We start from the raw sequence: 15,875 nt of genomic DNA, 5'->3' as shown, positions 1-15,875 counted from the left end.
CATCTCCGGCCCAGAGATCGCGCCCACCACAGCGGCGGGATGTCGGGGTCGGGTGGCAGCATGCCGGCATGAGCGTCGACGCCGTCACGGTCCGCGCCGCCCGTCTGCGGGCCCAGCGCCTGCGCGAGCCGGACCTGCCCGACCTGCCGTCCGCCGTCGGGCACCTGCTCGCCGTGCAGGGGCAGGAGCTGCGCCCGACGCTCTGGGGGCTCAGCCGCCGCCTGGCGCCCGGCGCGCGCACCGGCGAGGCCCCGCAGGTCACGGAGCCCGCGGCGCTCCGGGCGCTCGACGAGGGCGCGTTCCTGCGCACCCACGTCCTGCGCCCGACCTGGCACCTCGTGCGGCCCGACGACGCCCGCTGGCTCCTCGAGCTCACCGCACCCCGCGTGGCGCGCACCATGGCCTCCACGGAGAAGCAGTGGGGGATCGGCGACCCGACGGCGGCGATCGACGCCGTGGCCGACGAGGTCGCCCTCGGGGCGCGCACCCGCCCCGAGCTCGCCGCGGCGCTGGTCGCGCGTGGGCTGGTCGCCGACGACGCCCCCGGCATCGTGGTCACGCACGTGCTCATGCACGCCGAGCTGCGGTGCGTGGTCGTCAGCGGCCCGACGGCGCAGGGTCAGCACACGTACGTGACCTTCGACGAGCGCGTCCCGCACGGGTACGGGCCCCTCGGCGGACGGTTCGACCGCGAGGCCGCCGTGCTGGAGCTGTGGCGGCGGTACCTGCCCGGCCGTGCCTACGCGACGGCCAAGGACCTCGGGCAGTGGTGCGGGCTCACGCTCGCCGAGCTGCGCGCCGGGCTCGCCGTCCTCCTCGACACCGGTGAGGCCGTCCTGGTCCCGGGGCGCGACGGCCTCGACGGCGCGGCGCTCGTCAGCACGCCGGAGCTGCACGACGCCGCCACCCGCCCGACCGTCCCGCAGCAGGACGTGGCGCTCCCCGCCGCGGCGCCGCCGTCGGGCCCCGTGGTGGACCTGCTGTGCGGGTACGACGAGGTCCTGGCCTCCTACCGGGAGACGCGCGGCGTGCTCGGCGACCCGCGAGCGCCCGAACCCGGCCGCATCGGCGCGTTCGTCCACACCGTCGCCGTGGACGGGCTGCTGGCCGCCCGCTGGCGCTGGCCCGCCCGGCCCCCGCACGACGGCGAGGTCGAGGTGCAGTGGCAGCGCGACCCGGAGCCGTCCGAGCGTGCCGCCGTCCGGCAGGCGGCGACGGCGCTCGCGGCGTACCTGGACGCAGCCGTGGCAGGCTAGGCGGGTGCAGAACTGGGCAGGCAACCTCGACTACGCGGCGCACACCCTGGCGCGCCCGTCCACCCTCGACGAGCTCGCGACGGTGCTCGCCGCCGCGGGCCCGGTGCGACCGCTCGGGTCGCGGCACTCGTTCAACGACATCGCCGACACACCCGGTACGCACGTCCAGGTGGACCGGCTCGACGACGGACGCCCGGCCGTCGACCTCGACCCCGCCACCGGCGTCGTCTCGGTCAACGCCGGGCTGCGCTACGGGGAGGTCTCGCGCGCGCTGCAGCTCCAGGGCCGTGGCCTGGGCAGCCTGGCCTCGCTGCCGCACATCTCCGTGGCCGGGGCCGTCGCCACCGGGACGCACGGGTCCGGCGACAGCAACCAGTCGCTCGCCGGCCCCGTCGTGGCGCTCGAGATCATGACCACCGCGGGCGAGCTGCGCCGGGTCAGCCGGGCCGACGACCCCGAGGTGTTCCCGGGCGCCGTCGTCTCGCTCGGTGCGCTGGGGATCGTCACCCGGGTCGAGCTGGAGACCATGCCGAGCTTCGACGTCCGCCAGGACGTGGCCGTCGACGTGCCGTGGGAGACGGTCCTCGGCAGCTTCGACGCCGTGAGCGGCGCCGCCTACTCCGTCAGCCTCTTCACCAGCTGGGAGGCGGCGGCGGTGCGCCACGTGCTGTTCAAGTCGCTGGTGCCCGCGGGCACCGTGGGCGAGCGCCCCGCGGCGGTGCCGGGCCTGCGGTGGGCGACGGAACCGGTGCACCCGCTGCCCGGCGTCGACGCCGCCGCCTGCACCGAACAGCTCGGCGTGCCGGGGCCGTGGCACGAGCGGCTGAGCCACTTCCGGCTCGAGTTCACGCCGTCGTCCGGTGCCGAGCTGCAGACCGAGTACCTGCTGCCGCGGCGCCACGCGGTCGCGGCGATCGAGGGCATGCTCGGGCTGGTGCCCCGGGTCGCGCCGCTGCTGCAGACCTGCGAGATCCGCACCGTCGCCCCTGACGACCTGTGGCTCAGCCCGTTCGACGAGGACTCCGTGGCGCTGCACTTCACCTGGCACCCGCGCGGCGCCGAGGTGGCGGCGGTGCTGCCCGCGATCGAGGACCTCCTGCTGCCGCTGGGCGCCCGGCCGCACTGGGGCAAGGTCTTCGCGATCGACCCGGCCGAGCTCGGTGCCCTCTACCCGCGGTTCGGGGACTTCAAGGCGCTGACCGAGCGGTTCGACCCGGGCGGGCGGCTGCAGGGCGGCTACCTCGGCCGGTTGCTCGGCTGACGGCCGGAGTGCCGACACGTTGCCTGTGCGTGCGGCATCGCGCATGATCGCAGGTGACGTGGTTTGACTCGAGGGCGATCGACGCGGAGGCTGTGGGACTCGTGAGCACTGACAACACGACTGCGGCACCACGCGAGCAGTTCACCGGGCAGGTCGGCTTCATCCTGTCGGCGATCGGTTCGGCGGTGGGGCTGGGCAACATCTGGCGCTTCCCCGGCGTGGCGTACGAGAACGGCGGGGGCGCCTTCATGGTCCCGTATCTCGTCGCCCTGCTGACGGCGGGCATCCCGATCCTCTTCCTGGACTACGCGCTGGGCCACCGGTTCCGCGGGGGCGCGCCGCAGGCGTTCCGCCGGGTGAAGGGGTGGCTGGAGAGCCTCGGCTGGTTCCAGGTGATGATCTGCGTGCTCATCGCCGTCTACTACGCCGCCGTGGTCGCCTGGGCCGCGAGCTTCTTCGTCTACTCGTTCGGCCTGGACTGGGGCGACGACCCGGAGGGGTTCTTCTTCGGAGAACACTTGCAGCTGCCCAAGGGTGCGGGTGTGGACACCGTGCTCACGTTCGACTTCGTCGCCGCCGTGCTCATCCCGCTGGTGCTCGTCTGGCTGGTCGTCATCGCCGTTCTGGCGGCCGGCGTGGTCAAGGGAGTGCAGCGTGCCAACGTCGTCTTCATCCCGCTGCTGATCGTCGCCTTCGCCGCACTCGTGGTGCGTGCGCTGACCTTGGACGGCGCCGTCGACGGCCTCAACCTGCTGTTCACGCCGGACTGGGGCGCACTTGGCGATCCTGACGTGTGGATCGCCGCCTACGGCCAGATCTTCTTCTCGCTCTCGGTGGCGTTCGGCATCATGATCACCTACGCCTCGTACCGCCGTCGCCGCTCGAACATGACCGGACCGGGACTGGTCGTGGCGTTCTCGAACTCCGGGTTCGAGCTGCTCGCCGGTCTCGGGGTATTCGCGGCTATCGGCTTCCTGGCGGCCGAGTCAGGAACGGCGGTGGCAGACCTGAGCATCGCCGGCGTCGGCCTGGCCTTTGTGACCTTCCCGGCCATCGTCTCGGAGATGCCTGCCGGCGCGTTCTTCGGCGCGCTCTTCTTCGGGTCACTGGTGATGGCCGGGTTCACGTCTCTGGTGTCGATCCTGCAGGTGGTCTCGGCCGCCCTGCAGGAGAAGTTCGCGCTGTCCCGAAATGCCGCGACGATCGGGCTGGGCGTCGTGCTCGGCACGGTTTCCGTGTTCGGCTTCAGTACCACGACGGGCCTTGTCCTCCTGGATACCGTGGACGCCTTCGTCAACAACATCGGCATCGTCGCCTCGGCGATCTTCATGTGCGTGTTCGTGATCTGGCTCTACCGCAAGGGTCCGGAGCTGCGGTACCACCTCAACGCGGTCTCGACCATGCCGGTCGGTCGTTGGTGGTACGTCTGCGTCGGTGCCATCGTTCCGGTGATGCTGATCGTCATGCTCGCGCAGTACATCGTCACCCGGATCAACGAGCCGTACGAGGGATACGACACCACGTACCTGCTGTACGCGGGCTGGGGGTCGGTGGCGCTGCTGCTCCTAGGTGCGATCGTGTTCACCCTTCCGCGCTGGCGGAGCCGTGAGGAGTTCACCGCGTGGCCGTCATACCCGGTCGATTCGGCCGCCGAGCAGAAGGGTGCCGTCCGATGACCACCGAAGCGATCCTCATGATGGCCGTGGCCATGATCATCATCTGGGGAGGCCTGATCGTCAGCATCGTCGCGCTGCGCGCCCGTCCCGAGCGCGACGACCTCCCGCCGGGCGGCCTGGACGACCACCGCCAGGACGCGGGGATCATCGAGCACGACACGTAGAGCTCTCGAGTTCCGGTGGCCCCTCTGTCGAGGTGCCATTAATCTCAGCTTCTGGAGGACGCCGGTCCTCGTGTCTCCTGACCGAGACAACTACACAAGGAGATGCGAGATGAATGGTGTCAAGCGAGGCGCTGCGGTAATTCTTGCCGCGGCTCTGGTGTTCGGCACGGGCGCCGCCGGCTCGGCTGCTGCGGACCCCGTCCGCACGCAATCCACCGCCACGGTGGAGGCTTCACCCGCTAGCATCCCTGGATGCATCGCGTGCGTCGGTGGAGCGGGGCGGCAGACCCGAAAGGTGTCCGGCCCGGTCTACATCAACAAGAAGTTCGTGCGACACCTCACGGGTACCTGGGCCAAGGCAGGCAGCTACAACTGGTCCAGGTCGACGACCGTAGGCGCGAGCCTGACGTCCTCGATCGGCGTCTCCGCCAAGTCCGTCTCCGGAACGCTCGGTGTGACGGCGTCCTACACGGCGACCTGGTCGGTTGGCGGGACGATTCCCGCAAACAAGAAGCGGTACTCGAAGTTGACGCTGAAGTCTGACTACCGGCGCTACTACGTCAAGTCGAGAACGTACGTCGGCACGTCCTACTCCAAGTGGAAGTACTCGTACCTCTACTCGCCGGTGCGTGGAGAGCAGTACCTGACTGTCACGTACAAGTAGAAGTACGCCTATGTCATCAAAGCCTGGCGCGGTGAGAACATCCGTGGCGACCCTTCTCTTCGTGGCAGCAGCCTCGTTGGTCTGCGCGTGCTCGGTACCCGGTCAGGACGAGATCGCACCGCAGCCTGTGGATGACGGCGGATCCGTCGCGTTCGCCACCACCGCAGCGGATGTCATCGAAAGCGACGACGGCGGATTCCCGCTGAACCTGCTCTTCGTCGCGCCCCCGGACGACGCGATCTGGGAGTCGACGGAGTGGGTAGAGCTCGCCGGTCGTCCCGAGGTCGACATTGACCACCTCGAGATCCATCGAGGCACGGCCGGCGAGTTCGAAGGGTTGGGGCAGCGTCAGCTAGGAAACCTCAGCATGACGATCCCCGTTGACTCGGAGACCTCATTTTCGGAGGTTGTGATGGGCATCGACGGGGATCGACGGTCGTTTGACGTGGGCGACGTCCGCATCAGGCCCTACCGCCAGGGAGCGTTTGAGGCAATAGGCGATGCCACGCTCACCGCCCCTGAGTGCGGGACTTTCACCCAGCACTTCAAGACGTCCGGCGAGAGCAACCCTACGCAGGCGGTCGCTGACAACGAGTCCACAGGAATCGGGATCACCGGAGCTGTGACGCTGGAAGGTGAGGAGCTGCGGGCCGACGTCGAGGTTGAGTGCTCCGGCGCTGATGTATACATCTTTACGCCCTTGCTGGAGGTGGGCACCGCGTCGGAACGGAAGCCTCTGGTCATGGACACCGTGAGCGTTGGCACACAACCGACGGGCGAGACGATCTACAACATCGCCGCGCGCGCCGGTTGAGGCCGACGTCGGCATCTTCGCGCGCGTGCGTCCGGCGTGACGCACCTCATGCCCCGCCGGTTTGGTCGCCGTAGGAATAGGTATGCATACTCCTGCATAGACGCCGACCGCCCGACCGGGTCCCGGCGTCGTCCCCTCCCGCGACCCTTCGGAGACCGTTATGCGCGCCCGCACCGTCACGTCCCTGTCCGCGCTCGCTGTCGGCGTCCTCGGCGCCGCCCTGCTGACCGGCTGCACCACCGCCTCGGAGGACCTCGGGTCCGCGTCGGGCGACGCCGCGGCGCAGGACGGCGCCGCCGTCCAGGGCTTCGACGTCTCCGGCGTCGAGGCCGACACCGAGCTGGCCGCCCTGGTCCCGGCGGAGGTCGCCGAGGACGGCGTGCTGACCGTGGGCGCCGAGCTCTCCTACGCACCGGCGGAGTTCGTCGCGGCCGACGGCGTCACCCCGGTCGGGTTCGACGTCGACATCGCCGGCGCGGTCGCCGCGACGCTCGGGCTCGAGGCCCAGGTGGAGCCGTCCACGTTCGACGCGATCATCCCCGCCGTCGGCACCAAGTACGAGGTCGGCGTCTCGGGCTTCACGATCGATGCCGAGCGCCTGCAGGTCGCGCACATGGTCAGCTACTTCGACGCGGGCTCCCAGCTCGCCGTGGCGGCCGGCAACCCGGACGGCATCGACCCGGCCGACCTGTGCGGCGTCGTCGTCGGCGTGCAGACCGGCACCGTCCAGCAGGGCGAGCTCGAGACGGTCTCGGCCGACTGCGAGGCCGCCGGCTCCGAGGCCGTCGAGGTGCTGCCCTACGACTCGCAGGCCGACGTGACCACGAACCTCGTGGGCGGCAAGGTGCAGGCCATGTATGCCGACTCGCCCGTCACCGCGTACGCCGTGGACCAGGCGGACGGCGAGCTCGAGACGCTCGGCGACATCACCGACGCCGCCCCGTACGGCGTCGTCGTGGCGCAGGACGACACCGAGCTGGCCGAGGCCGTCCAGGCCGCGCTGCAGCAGCTCATGGACGACGGCACGCTGACGGCGATCCTCGAGGAGTGGGGCAACGCCGACGGCGCGCTGGCCACCGCCGAGCTCGACCCCGGCGTCTGACGTGCCCGCCCAGACCGCGCTGCCCGAAGCGCTGCGCGCCCGGCCGGTGCCCCGGCCTGGCCGCTGGGTGTCCGGGGCGATCGTCCTCGTGCTCGCCGCGATGGTCGTCAACGCCCTGGTCACCAACCCGAACTTCCGGTGGGACACCGTCTGGCTGTACCTGCGCGACGTCAACGTGGTGCGCGGTGTCGGCTGGACCCTCGTGCTGACCTTCGGGTCCATGGCCATCGCCGTCGTGCTGGCCGTGCTGCTCGCCGTGATGCGCCGCAGCGACAACCCCGTGATGCGGTGGGTCGCCTGGACCTACATCTGGTTCTTCCGTGGCACCCCCATCTACACCCAGCTCGTGTTCTGGGGCCTGATCTCGGTGCTGTACCCGCGGCTGAGCCTCGGGGCGCCGTTCGGCCCCGAGCTGCTGGTCTTCGACACCCGCACGGTGATCACGGCGTTCTGGGCGGCCCTGGTCGGGCTGGCCCTCAACGAGGCCGCCTACCTCGCGGAGATCGTGCGGGCCGGGCTGGGGTCGGTCGACGCCGGACAGGCCGAGGCGGCCCGGGCCCTCGGCATGCCGGAGAGCAAGATCCTGCGGCGGATCGTGCTGCCGCAGGCGATGCGCGTCATCGTGCCGCCCACCGGCAACGAGACGATCTCGATGCTCAAGACCACCTCACTGGTGGTCGCCGTCCCGTTCACGCTGGAGATCACCTACGCCACCAGCGCGATCGGCTCGCGCACGTTCGAGCCGATCCCGCTGCTCATCGTGGCGGCCCTGTGGTACCTGCTGATCACCTCCGTGCTCATGGTCGGCCAGCACTACCTGGAGCGGTACTACGGGCGCGGGGTCGCCGGCGGTCCCGGCGGCCGACGGCGGAACCGACGGCCGAGCAGGCAGGCCGCGATCCGCGCGGCCGGCACCACCCGTGACGACCCGTTTGCCGAGGTGACCCCATGAGCGACGTCCAGGCGACCCCTATGGTCGAGGCCCGCGGCGTGCACAAGGTGTTCGGCCACGGCGCCGAGGGTCTGCACGTGCTCCGCGGCGTCGACCTCGCCGTCCCGCGCGGCTCGGTGACGGTGATCCTGGGACCGTCGGGCTCGGGCAAGTCCACGCTGCTGCGCTGCCTCAACGAGCTGGAGCAGATCACCGCCGGCTCGGTGCACGTGGACGGCGAGCTGCTCGGCTACCGCGAGGACGCGCAGGGCGTGCTGCACCGCCTGCACCCCACGCGGATCGCCGCCCAGCGGTCCCGCATCGGGATGGTCTTCCAGCGGTTCCACCTGTTCGGGCACCTGACGGCGCTGGAGAACGTCATGGAGGCGCCGGTGCAGGTCCGCGGCCTGTCGAAGCGCGCGGCACGCACCCGCGCGCTCGAGCTGCTCGACCGGGTGGGGCTGACCGACCGGGTCGACCACTACCCGGCGCAGCTCTCCGGCGGCCAGCAGCAGCGCGTGGCGATCGCGCGGGCGCTGGCGATGGACCCCGAGCTGATGCTGTTCGACGAGCCCACCTCGGCGCTCGACCCCGAGCTGGTCGGCGAGGTGCTCACGGTCATGCAGGACCTCGCGGCGTCGGGCATGACGATGGTCGTGGTGACGCACGAGATCGGGTTCGCCCGGGAGGTCGCCGACCACGTGGTGTTCATGGACGACGGCGCGATCGTCGAGCAGGGGCCCCCGGCCGAGGTGCTGGACCGGCCGAGCGAGCCGCGGCTGCAGGAGTTCCTCGCGCACGTGCTCTGAGGCCGCGGCCCCGGTCGGCAGCGCCCGTCAGAGGCGTGAGCAGGCCGATCCCCAGTCGGTGTGCCCGAACGTGACCTTCTTCCAGATGTGGCCCGAGTACCCGGTGCTGGTGGTCTTCGTCTTGGAGATGCTGCGCGTCATCCCGCTGCTCCAGGTGGAGGACGGGCCGGTCAGCCAGGTGCTGCCGCGGTAGCAGCCGGAGGCGGACGACGAGATCTGGTAGATCCGCAGGAACCCCGAGACGCTGCCGGAGCCCCGGTACTTCCACGAGGCGTAGATCCGCCCGCTGCTCTTGTACACGCAGGCGGTGCCGGGGCCGTGGGTGCTGCTGCACGACGTGCCGCTCGACAGCGCCAGGGTCCGGACGTCGCCGGCCGGGGCGTCGGCCGCGCCGTCCTCGGCCGTCCCCATGAGGCGCTCCGCCTCCGGGGACGAGCAGTCCTCCACGAGGTCCACGCGGTGGGTGGCCAGGTCGTCGGGGGCGCCCATGGCGCGGTTGTAGTCGACGTCGACCTCGTCGGAGATCTCCACCTCCTGCAGCTCGCAGCCACGCGTCGCGGCGTCCGCGTCCCAGTCGGTGGCCTCGGCCTGCGCCCGTTCCTCCGCCGCCCAGGACTCCCAGACGTGGTCGGGGCTGCCCGGTTCCGGCACGCCCGGCAGGTTCTCGCTCGCAGCGACGGCGGCGGGTGCCGACGTCGGCGCGAGGGCCAGCCCCAGCACGAGGGCGGCGGCGCCGAGGAGCACGCCGGCGCGGCGGTGGACGGTCCTGCATCGGCTCATGTCGTTCTCCTCGCCCTGTCGGGCGTCGTCGAGCGCGTCGTCTCCGGCGTCGTCCGGGGCGTCGTCGCCTCGACGTCGGGCCCGGGAGACGCTGACGGGTGGTGGTCCGGCGTGCACGAGTTGGGTGAGAGCGTACCGGCCGGGCCCTCCACCGCAACAGATCGTGCCCTACCGTGTAGGCATCGCAGCCCTGCCGGCAATGACAGGGTGATGGGTGAAAGAAGGTTGCGGAGCGTGGAGGACGCCGAGGCGCAGGAGCGGCTGACCGGGCTGTGGGTCGATCACCACGAGCAGGTCACGCGGTTCGTGGCGCGCCGCGTCGCGCCCGAGCTGGTCGACGACGTCGTCTCCGAGGCGTTCCTCGTGGCGTGGCGTCGGCTCGACGACGTCCCGGCCGATCCTCGCCCCTGGCTCTTCGGGGTGGCGCGCAACGTCCTGGCGACGCACCTGCGCACGCACGGCCGCTGGCGCGCGCTCACCGTGCGCATCGAGCAGCAGCCCACCCCGACCCAGGAGGGGACCGACGACGTCGCCGCGGACCGCGCGGACCTGCGCCAGGCGTGGGAGCTGCTCTCCGACGGCGACCGCGAGGTCATCGCGCTGGTCGCCTGGGACGGGCTGACGACGGTCGAGGCCGCCCGCGTGCTCGGCTGCCGGCCCACCACGTTCTCCGTGCGCCTCACCAGGGCCCGCAAGCGTCTGCTCGCGTTCTCCGAGGTGCCCAGCGAGACGGCCGAGGTCCTGCAGAAGCTCCAGGAGGCGCGATGAGGTCCCCGATGCTGGCCGACCTCGCCGAGCTGGACCCCGCGCGTGAGCTGCACGCCCCGGGCAGCGCCGAGGACGACGCCCTGGCGCAGATCCTCGCGCAGTCGCGTGTCGCCCCCGCGGGAGAGCGTCGTCCGGGGGCTCGCCGTCCGGGGCGCGCGGCCGCCGTCGCGAGCGCCGCGGCCGCCGTCGCGGTCGCCGTCGTGGTCACCACGGTCACCCTCGACTCCCCGGCCGCGTACGCGTCGTGGACGCCGGTGCCCGCCGCGCTGCCCGCGGCGGAGCAGGAGCTGCGCGCCGAGCAGTGCGGCACCGGCGCCGCCGAGATCGTCGAGGGCCCCGACGGCCCCGTGGTGCAGGAGTCGCCCGTCGAGCCGGTGCTGACCGACGTGCGCGGCGACTACACCTACGTGGTGCTGGCCGGGGACGGTGCCTACTCCGAGTGCTTCGTCACGAGCACCGACGGCGAGCCCCCGATGGTCGTCACCTCGAGCGCCGCCGGCGTCGACCTGCCCGCACCGGACGCGCGCGAGCTGACGACCCTGCAGAGCGGGACGGCCTCGTGGTCCGAGGGGGACGGCACGGAGGGCGCGCTGACGTCCGCGTTCGGCCAGGTGGGCGAGGACGTCACGGCCGTCGAGCTGACCCTGACCACCGGCGAGGCCGTCGAGGCCTCCGTCACCGACGGCTGGTGGGCGGTGTGGGCACCGGGCGGGTCCGCGCTCGCGACGAGCGCCGAGGTCACCTACGCGGACGGCACGACGGCGCAGGTCGTCGTCGGGTAGCGCGCGGCGCGGCCTACCGCGGCAGCGTGAGCGTGAAGCGGCAGCCGCGTCCGCCGTCGGGCAGGACGACGTTGTCCACGTCCACGCGGCCGCCGTGCGCCTCGGCGACGGAGCGCACGATGGAAAGCCCGATCCCCGCGCCGCCCCCGCCGGGCGTGCGGGCGGCGGTGCCGCGCCAGCCGGCCTCGAAGACGCGGGGCAGGTCGGCGTCGGGGATGCCCCCGCAGGCGTCGGTCACCTGGACGACGACGGCGTCCTCGCCAGGCCCGCCCGTCAAGACCCGGACGCACACCGTGCCGCCGCGCGGGGTGTGCCGCACGGCGTTGCCGACCAGGTTCCCCAGGGCCCGTGACACCTCGCGGGCGTCCACGTCCGCGACGACCTGCTCGGTGACCTCGCCGGTCAGCCGGACGCCGGCGGCGCCCGCCAGCGTCCCCGCCGCGGCCAGGGTGTCCGACGCGAGGTCGCCCACGTCCGTCGGCTCGCGCCGGAGCTCGAGCGTCCCGGACTGCAGGCGCGACAGCGCGAGGAGGTCGTCCACCATGTCGCTCATGCGGCCGTTCTCCGCGAGGATCCCGGCGGCCGCGTCGGCGGGGGAGGTCACCTCGTCCTCCATCGCCTCGGCCAGCGCCCGGACGGCGGCGAGCGGCGTGCGCAGGTCGTGGGAGACCCAGGCGACGAGCTCGCGCCGCCGCTCCTCGACCTCGCGGTCCCGACGGCGGGCGGCCAGCGCGGCCGTGCGCTCGGCGGTGAGCCGGTGGGTGCGCACCGCGAGGGCCGCCCCGACGCCGAGCGCCACCGGGACCGTGGCGAGCAGCAGCCACAGCACGGTTACGGAGTCGGCCTCCGAGAGGAACATTGCCCGCGCGCTGGCGTACACGCCGGCCGCGACGGAGGCGACCACCACCAGGGGTGCCAGGACCGCCGCGACGGAGGGCCGGCGTCGTCCCACCGCGACGACCGCCGCCGCACCGAGAGCGCCCACGGCCGCCGCCACCCCGGCGGCGAGCGCGACGCCGGCGAGCGGCGTCATGCGGTGCTCCCGGTGCTGCCGGTGTCCCAGCGGTAGCCGACGCCGAACACGGTCACCAGCCGGACCGGCCGGGACGGGTCCGCCTCGACCTTCTCGCGCAGCCGGCGCACGTGCACCGTCACGGTAGAGCGGTCCCCGAACTCCCAGCCCCACACCTCGCGCAGCAGGGTCTCGCGGTCGTGCACCTGGCCCGGGTGGGCGAGGAACCAGGCGAGCAGGTCGAACTCGCGGGCGGTGACGGGCAGCTCCGCGCCGCGGCGCAGCACCCGGTGGGCGGCGACGTCCAGCTCCAGGTCGCCGTCGCGCAGGGTGCCCGACGGCGGCTCGGGGGGCGCGCTGCCGGGCCCGGCCGGGTGCGGCGCGAGCGCGCCGGCGCGGCGCAGCACGGACTGCACGCGCAGCGTCAGCTCGCGGGGGCTGAACGGCTTGGTGACGTAGTCGTCGGCGCCGACCTCGAGCCCGGCGATCCGGTCCTCCTCCTCGCCGCGGGCGGTCAGCATGAGGATCGGCAGCCCGGGGCGGTCCGCGCGCAGCCGCCGGCACACCTCGATGCCGTCCAGGCCGGGGAGCATCAGGTCGAGCACGACGGCGTCGGGTGGGCGGGTGGTCGCGGCCGCGAGGGCGTCGAGGCCGTCCACGGCGCGCTCGGCCGACAGACCGGCGCGCTCCAGGTAGGCCACCACCACGTCGGCGACGGTGGCGTCGTCGTCGACCACGAGGACCCGGACCATCCGCCCAGCCTAGGGCGGCGGCGGGTCGACGGGCGCGCCGGGAGACCGCAGGCAGGCAGCCGTCAGGAGACGGTAAGACGCGGGCCCGCGGGCGTCGGGGCGAGCCGTGATGACGGATGTCATGGCAGGCCCGTGAGGGGGCCACGTGAACCGGTGCACCCAGGCACTGCCCATCGCGCGAGAGCGCCCCGAAGATGGGATCACGTCCGCACGCCACGACCTGGGAGCACCTGATGATCGAGAACCTGCAGTCCTTCACCGAGTCCCTGCCTCCGCTGCTCCAGTGGGTCGGCGTGATGCTGGCCGGGGCGATCCCGTTCGTCGAGTCCTACGGCGGTTCCGTGCTCGGCATCCTCGCCGGGGTGAACCCCGTGGTCGCGATCGCGGCCGCCATCGTCGGCAACGTGATCTCCATGCTGATCTTCGTGCTGACGACCTCCCGCGTGCGGACCGCCGCCGTCGCGCGGCGGGACAAGCCGGACTCGCCGCGCCGCGCGAAGCTGCGCGAGCGGTTCGACCGCTTCGGGGTGCCGGGCGTGAGCCTGCTCGGCCAGACGGTGCTGCCCAGCCAGATCACCGCCGCCGCCATGGTCTCGTTCGGGGCCTCGCGCAACGCGGTGATCGGCTGGCAGATCGTCTCGATCATCCTGTGGGGCGTCGTGTTCGGCGTGCTGGGGACGGTCGGCGTGAACACGCTCGCGTTCGGAGTGTGATCCGAGGCTCCCGCGCAGGCAACCTCCGGGGCTCCTGCTGCGTCTAGGGTGCATGGAACCCAGGAAGCAGGAGCACACGTGGGCGAGATGATCGAGGTCCCGCTCGGGGCCCCCTTCGTCGGTGCCGACGGTGGCCGCCGGTCCGACGGTGTCCCGGCTGAGCTGGGCGGTGGTCCACGCGGGGACTACCTCGCTGCCGGGGCGAGCGCCGCCGAACAGTTCACGGCGTTCGCGCGAGATCGCAGCGGGGCGTTGTACCGCATCGCCTACGTGCTCTGCGGCGACGAGCACCGCGCGTACGACCTCATGCAGACCGCGCTGGAACGCACGTACCGACGCTGGCATCGCGTCGAGTCCGACCCGTTCGCCTACGCACGCAAGGTTGTCTCGACCGCGCGCATCGACGCATGGCGGCGCACCAAGAAGGAGGTGCTCCGCGCGACGCCCGACGACGGCGGCACCGCCGGAGCGTCCGGCGCTGCGGCCCGTAGCGCCCCGGACCACGGGGCGGCCGTCGTCGAACGCGACCGGTTGGTGCGGGCGCTGCAGGCCCTGCCCCCGCAGCAGCGACGCGTCGTGGTGCTGCGATACCTGCTGGATCGCGGCGAGCAGCAGACCGCTGACGATCTGGGCATCTCGTGCGGCGCGGTGAAGAGCGCCGCCTCGCGCGGGCTGGCTGCGCTGCGCCGAGTGATGGGGACGACGGGGGAGGACGTGCGATGAACGAGCTCGACGAGATGCGCGGCGCCGCCGCGCGGGTCGACCTGCCGGAAAGATTCGACCCTGAGGCCGTGGCGGCGACGGCGGTGCGGCGGGTCCGGACGGGGCGGGTCGTGCGAGCCGGCGGCGTGGGCGCGCTGGCGCTCGCCCTGGTGATCGGTGGGGCATGGTGGCTGCCGGAGCAGCTCGTCGGTCCGGGGCCGCAGGTGGGCGGACCCGGCGTGGACGAGACGACCGTGCCGGACGAGGTGATCCCGGCGCCCGAGGAGCCGGCGTCCAGCCTTCCCGACGGCTGGACCGACGAGAGCGTCGGGGCGCTCGTCGTCGGAGTCCCAGCCGGCTGGGGAATGGTCGGCGGCACGGACGGGGTGTGGGCAGCAGAGCCCGAGGGCACGGCGGACGGGGCGGAACCGAGCGAGGTCCGCATGTGGGCAACTGTCGGCACGCCGTACTGGTTCGACGACGAGCGTGCCGACATTGCCGAGCTCGACGTACCAGGAGCTGAGGGGGCCTGGACAGCCGAGAACAGCGTCGGCATGGTGGACATCTACGTCCAGGCGCCGGACGGTACGCAGTACGAGGGGTTTGCCCTGACCGGAGATGACTCAGCACTGCTCCAGGACCTGCTCGCCAGCCTCCGGATCGATGAGTCGCACCTGGTCGAGGAGCAGACACCCGAACCGGTCGGGCGGCTGACGCAGCAGGACATCGACGGGCTCGTGGCGGGCGTGGCCACCGGCGTGCCAGTGGGGTGGAACGAGTACTCCGTCGGCGAGCTGACCTTTGCGATGCCTCCATGGTGGGAGCCGGACCAGCACATCGAAGGAATCACGTTCCCGCATCCTGTCGCCGAAGCCGAAGCAGAGCACGGCCGCCTCCAGGTGAGTACCAGCGAGGAGCCGATGGGGTCGATCCGGTCGGAGCCGCTGCCTGCGACCGTCCACGAGATCGCGCTGGACGGCGCCGCGAGGGCCTACCTCGAGATCCGCTTCGAAGCGACGGGCAATGACGCGTACATCTCCGTCGAGGTGGCCGACGGTACCTGGTACATCCTGTCCTTCTACCTCGCGGACGCGGAGGGTGACCTGTCGACGCTGACAGGGCTTCTGGAGTCGTTGAGCCTCGACGGCGAGTGGCCGACTGCCACCGGCGAGGTGGTCACCGACTACTTGCCGCCGTTCCCGTCGGTGAAGGTTCCCGAGGACTGGGTGGAGCACACGCTAGGACGCCTACGCTTCGCTGCGCCACCGTCGTGGGACGAGCAGGACGACGGCCCGCCCTTCTGGGAGGGTGACGCGCTCTGGTTGGGAGGCCAGACCGGCCAGCCGCTGCTGGAGGGTGTCGCGGGGGCGGACGCGTCGCGCTGGTTGCCACCGACCGCTCCCGGAGCATCCGCATCGTCTGGTGGCCGTTTCACGGCAGACGTTCCGGGCGCGGACTTCGTCGTCGTGCGGGTGCCGGACCCTGAGCCCGGGACGGAGCTCTTCACCCTCGTCATCCTGGTGCGCGACGCGGACAGCGGGGACGGGTACAGCCTGTCCGTTGACGCAGCCGCCCTGCCTGACGAGGACGTCGCCGCCATCGTCTCCTCGCTGCGCCTCGAGCCATAGGCTCTCGCGAAGTAGTACCTCCGGTGCTGGATCCCCGCGTGGACATCTCGGGTACCGGAGG

General features: G+C 72.2%; 17 protein-coding genes. 14 read left to right on the top strand and 3 right to left on the bottom strand.

What is annotated here, in order from left to right; genetic code table 11:
• The first annotated feature begins 68 nt into the window (after positions 1 to 68).
• From MWU57_RS15580 to MWU57_RS15540, 9 genes are all read left to right on the top strand, one after another.
• The gene (locus MWU57_RS15580) at positions 69 to 1,256 is read left to right on the top strand and encodes a winged helix DNA-binding domain-containing protein (protein ID WP_246910402.1); all 1,188 of its coding nucleotides are present in this window, start codon (positions 69 to 71) and stop codon (positions 1,254 to 1,256) included.
• A 4-nt stretch (positions 1,257 to 1,260) separates the two neighbouring features.
• Entirely contained in the window at positions 1,261 to 2,517 is a 1,257-nt protein-coding gene (locus MWU57_RS15575; protein ID WP_246910400.1) for an FAD-binding protein, read from the top strand.
• Positions 2,518 to 2,618: 101 nt separating this feature from the next.
• Positions 2,619 to 4,193 carry a sodium-dependent transporter gene (locus MWU57_RS15570; protein ID WP_246910397.1) on the top strand — a complete coding sequence of 525 codons (1,575 nt, stop codon included), beginning with the start codon at positions 2,619 to 2,621 and terminating at the stop codon, positions 4,191 to 4,193.
• Positions 4,190 to 4,357, top strand: coding sequence for a methionine/alanine import family NSS transporter small subunit (locus MWU57_RS15565; protein ID WP_246910394.1), 168 nt, complete (start codon positions 4,190 to 4,192; stop codon positions 4,355 to 4,357). The genes MWU57_RS15570 and MWU57_RS15565 overlap by 4 nt, the downstream gene beginning before the upstream one ends.
• A gap of 109 nt (positions 4,358 to 4,466) precedes the next feature.
• Positions 4,467 to 5,021 carry a hypothetical protein gene (locus MWU57_RS15560; RefSeq protein ID WP_246910392.1) on the top strand — a complete coding sequence of 185 codons (555 nt, stop codon included), beginning with the start codon at positions 4,467 to 4,469 and terminating at the stop codon, positions 5,019 to 5,021.
• Positions 5,022 to 5,064: 43 nt separating this feature from the next.
• Positions 5,065 to 5,835, top strand: a complete 771-nt coding sequence (locus tag MWU57_RS15555) for a hypothetical protein (protein ID WP_246910390.1) — start codon at positions 5,065 to 5,067, stop codon at positions 5,833 to 5,835.
• Positions 5,836 to 5,995: 160 nt separating this feature from the next.
• On the top strand, positions 5,996 to 6,937 hold the full coding sequence (locus tag MWU57_RS15550) for an ABC transporter substrate-binding protein (RefSeq protein WP_246910388.1): 942 nt from the start codon (positions 5,996 to 5,998) through the stop codon (positions 6,935 to 6,937).
• A 1-nt stretch (position 6,938) separates the two neighbouring features.
• On the top strand, positions 6,939 to 7,889 hold the full coding sequence (locus MWU57_RS15545; RefSeq protein WP_246910386.1) for an amino acid ABC transporter permease: 951 nt from the start codon (positions 6,939 to 6,941) through the stop codon (positions 7,887 to 7,889).
• A complete protein-coding gene (locus MWU57_RS15540; RefSeq protein ID WP_281495815.1) occupies positions 7,886 to 8,677 on the top strand; it encodes an amino acid ABC transporter ATP-binding protein in 792 nt (263 codons plus the stop codon). The genes MWU57_RS15545 and MWU57_RS15540 overlap by 4 nt, the downstream gene beginning before the upstream one ends.
• Before the next feature lie 27 nt (positions 8,678 to 8,704).
• Here the strand turns inward: MWU57_RS15540 and MWU57_RS15535 are convergent, their stop codons facing one another.
• Positions 8,705 to 9,457 carry a hypothetical protein gene (locus MWU57_RS15535; RefSeq protein ID WP_165799912.1) on the bottom strand — a complete coding sequence of 251 codons (753 nt, stop codon included), beginning with the start codon at positions 9,455 to 9,457 and terminating at the stop codon, positions 8,705 to 8,707.
• A gap of 234 nt (positions 9,458 to 9,691) precedes the next feature.
• Here MWU57_RS15535 and MWU57_RS15530 point away from each other — a divergent pair, with 234 nt between their 5' ends.
• Together MWU57_RS15530 and MWU57_RS15525 are read left to right on the top strand one after the other, a co-directional pair.
• A complete protein-coding gene (locus tag MWU57_RS15530; RefSeq protein WP_165799913.1) occupies positions 9,692 to 10,225 on the top strand; it encodes an RNA polymerase sigma factor in 534 nt (177 codons plus the stop codon).
• The gene (locus MWU57_RS15525) at positions 10,222 to 11,007 is read left to right on the top strand and encodes a hypothetical protein (RefSeq protein WP_125206459.1); all 786 of its coding nucleotides are present in this window, start codon (positions 10,222 to 10,224) and stop codon (positions 11,005 to 11,007) included. Before MWU57_RS15530 ends, MWU57_RS15525 begins: the two co-directional genes overlap by 4 nt.
• Positions 11,008 to 11,020: 13 nt before the next feature.
• Here the strand turns inward: MWU57_RS15525 and MWU57_RS15520 are convergent, their stop codons facing one another.
• Entirely contained in the window at positions 11,021 to 12,040 is a 1,020-nt protein-coding gene (locus MWU57_RS15520) for a sensor histidine kinase KdpD (RefSeq protein WP_246910384.1), read from the bottom strand.
• Complete coding sequence (locus tag MWU57_RS15515) at positions 12,037 to 12,771, bottom strand: response regulator transcription factor (RefSeq protein ID WP_246910382.1); 735 nt, start codon at positions 12,769 to 12,771, stop codon at positions 12,037 to 12,039. The genes MWU57_RS15520 and MWU57_RS15515 overlap by 4 nt, the downstream gene beginning before the upstream one ends.
• 233 nt (positions 12,772 to 13,004) lie before the next feature.
• Here MWU57_RS15515 and MWU57_RS15510 point away from each other — a divergent pair, with 233 nt between their 5' ends.
• From MWU57_RS15510 to MWU57_RS15500, 3 genes are all read left to right on the top strand, one after another.
• Positions 13,005 to 13,484 carry a hypothetical protein gene (locus MWU57_RS15510; protein ID WP_246910380.1) on the top strand — a complete coding sequence of 160 codons (480 nt, stop codon included), beginning with the start codon at positions 13,005 to 13,007 and terminating at the stop codon, positions 13,482 to 13,484.
• Positions 13,485 to 13,571: 87 nt separating this feature from the next.
• Entirely contained in the window at positions 13,572 to 14,207 is a 636-nt protein-coding gene (locus MWU57_RS15505; RefSeq protein WP_246910409.1) for a SigE family RNA polymerase sigma factor, read from the top strand.
• Complete coding sequence (locus MWU57_RS15500) at positions 14,204 to 15,814, top strand: hypothetical protein (RefSeq protein WP_246910378.1); 1,611 nt, start codon at positions 14,204 to 14,206, stop codon at positions 15,812 to 15,814. The genes MWU57_RS15505 and MWU57_RS15500 overlap by 4 nt, the downstream gene beginning before the upstream one ends.
• Positions 15,815 to 15,875: the final 61 nt, after the last annotated feature.

The organism is Isoptericola sp. S6320L (genome assembly GCF_023015685.1).
Classification (GTDB): domain Bacteria; phylum Actinomycetota; class Actinomycetes; order Actinomycetales; family Cellulomonadaceae; genus Isoptericola; species Isoptericola halotolerans_A.
Note: the sequence above shows the minus strand (reverse complement) of the source record. Positions and strands in the feature narration are given on the sequence as shown.

Excerpts from the sequence above, each read along its gene's own strand:
- MWU57_RS15580 (WP_246910402.1), top strand. The coding sequence starts at position 69 with ATGAGCGTCGACGCCGTCACGGTCCGCGCCGCCCGTCTGCGGGCCCAG.
- MWU57_RS15565 (WP_246910394.1), top strand. The coding sequence starts at position 4,190 with ATGACCACCGAAGCGATCCTCATGATGGCCGTGGCCATGATCATCATC.
- MWU57_RS15560 (WP_246910392.1), top strand. The coding sequence starts at position 4,467 with ATGAATGGTGTCAAGCGAGGCGCTGCGGTAATTCTTGCCGCGGCTCTG.
- MWU57_RS15550 (WP_246910388.1), top strand. The coding sequence starts at position 5,996 with ATGCGCGCCCGCACCGTCACGTCCCTGTCCGCGCTCGCTGTCGGCGTC.
- MWU57_RS15540 (WP_281495815.1), top strand. The coding sequence starts at position 7,886 with ATGAGCGACGTCCAGGCGACCCCTATGGTCGAGGCCCGCGGCGTGCAC.
- MWU57_RS15535 (WP_165799912.1), bottom strand. The coding sequence starts at position 9,457 with ATGAGCCGATGCAGGACCGTCCACCGCCGCGCCGGCGTGCTCCTCGGC.
- MWU57_RS15525 (WP_125206459.1), top strand. The coding sequence starts at position 10,222 with ATGAGGTCCCCGATGCTGGCCGACCTCGCCGAGCTGGACCCCGCGCGT.
- MWU57_RS15520 (WP_246910384.1), bottom strand. The coding sequence starts at position 12,040 with ATGACGCCGCTCGCCGGCGTCGCGCTCGCCGCCGGGGTGGCGGCGGCC.
- MWU57_RS15515 (WP_246910382.1), bottom strand. The coding sequence starts at position 12,771 with ATGGTCCGGGTCCTCGTGGTCGACGACGACGCCACCGTCGCCGACGTG.
- MWU57_RS15510 (WP_246910380.1), top strand. The coding sequence starts at position 13,005 with ATGATCGAGAACCTGCAGTCCTTCACCGAGTCCCTGCCTCCGCTGCTC.
- MWU57_RS15505 (WP_246910409.1), top strand. The coding sequence starts at position 13,572 with ATGATCGAGGTCCCGCTCGGGGCCCCCTTCGTCGGTGCCGACGGTGGC.
- MWU57_RS15500 (WP_246910378.1), top strand. The coding sequence starts at position 14,204 with ATGAACGAGCTCGACGAGATGCGCGGCGCCGCCGCGCGGGTCGACCTG.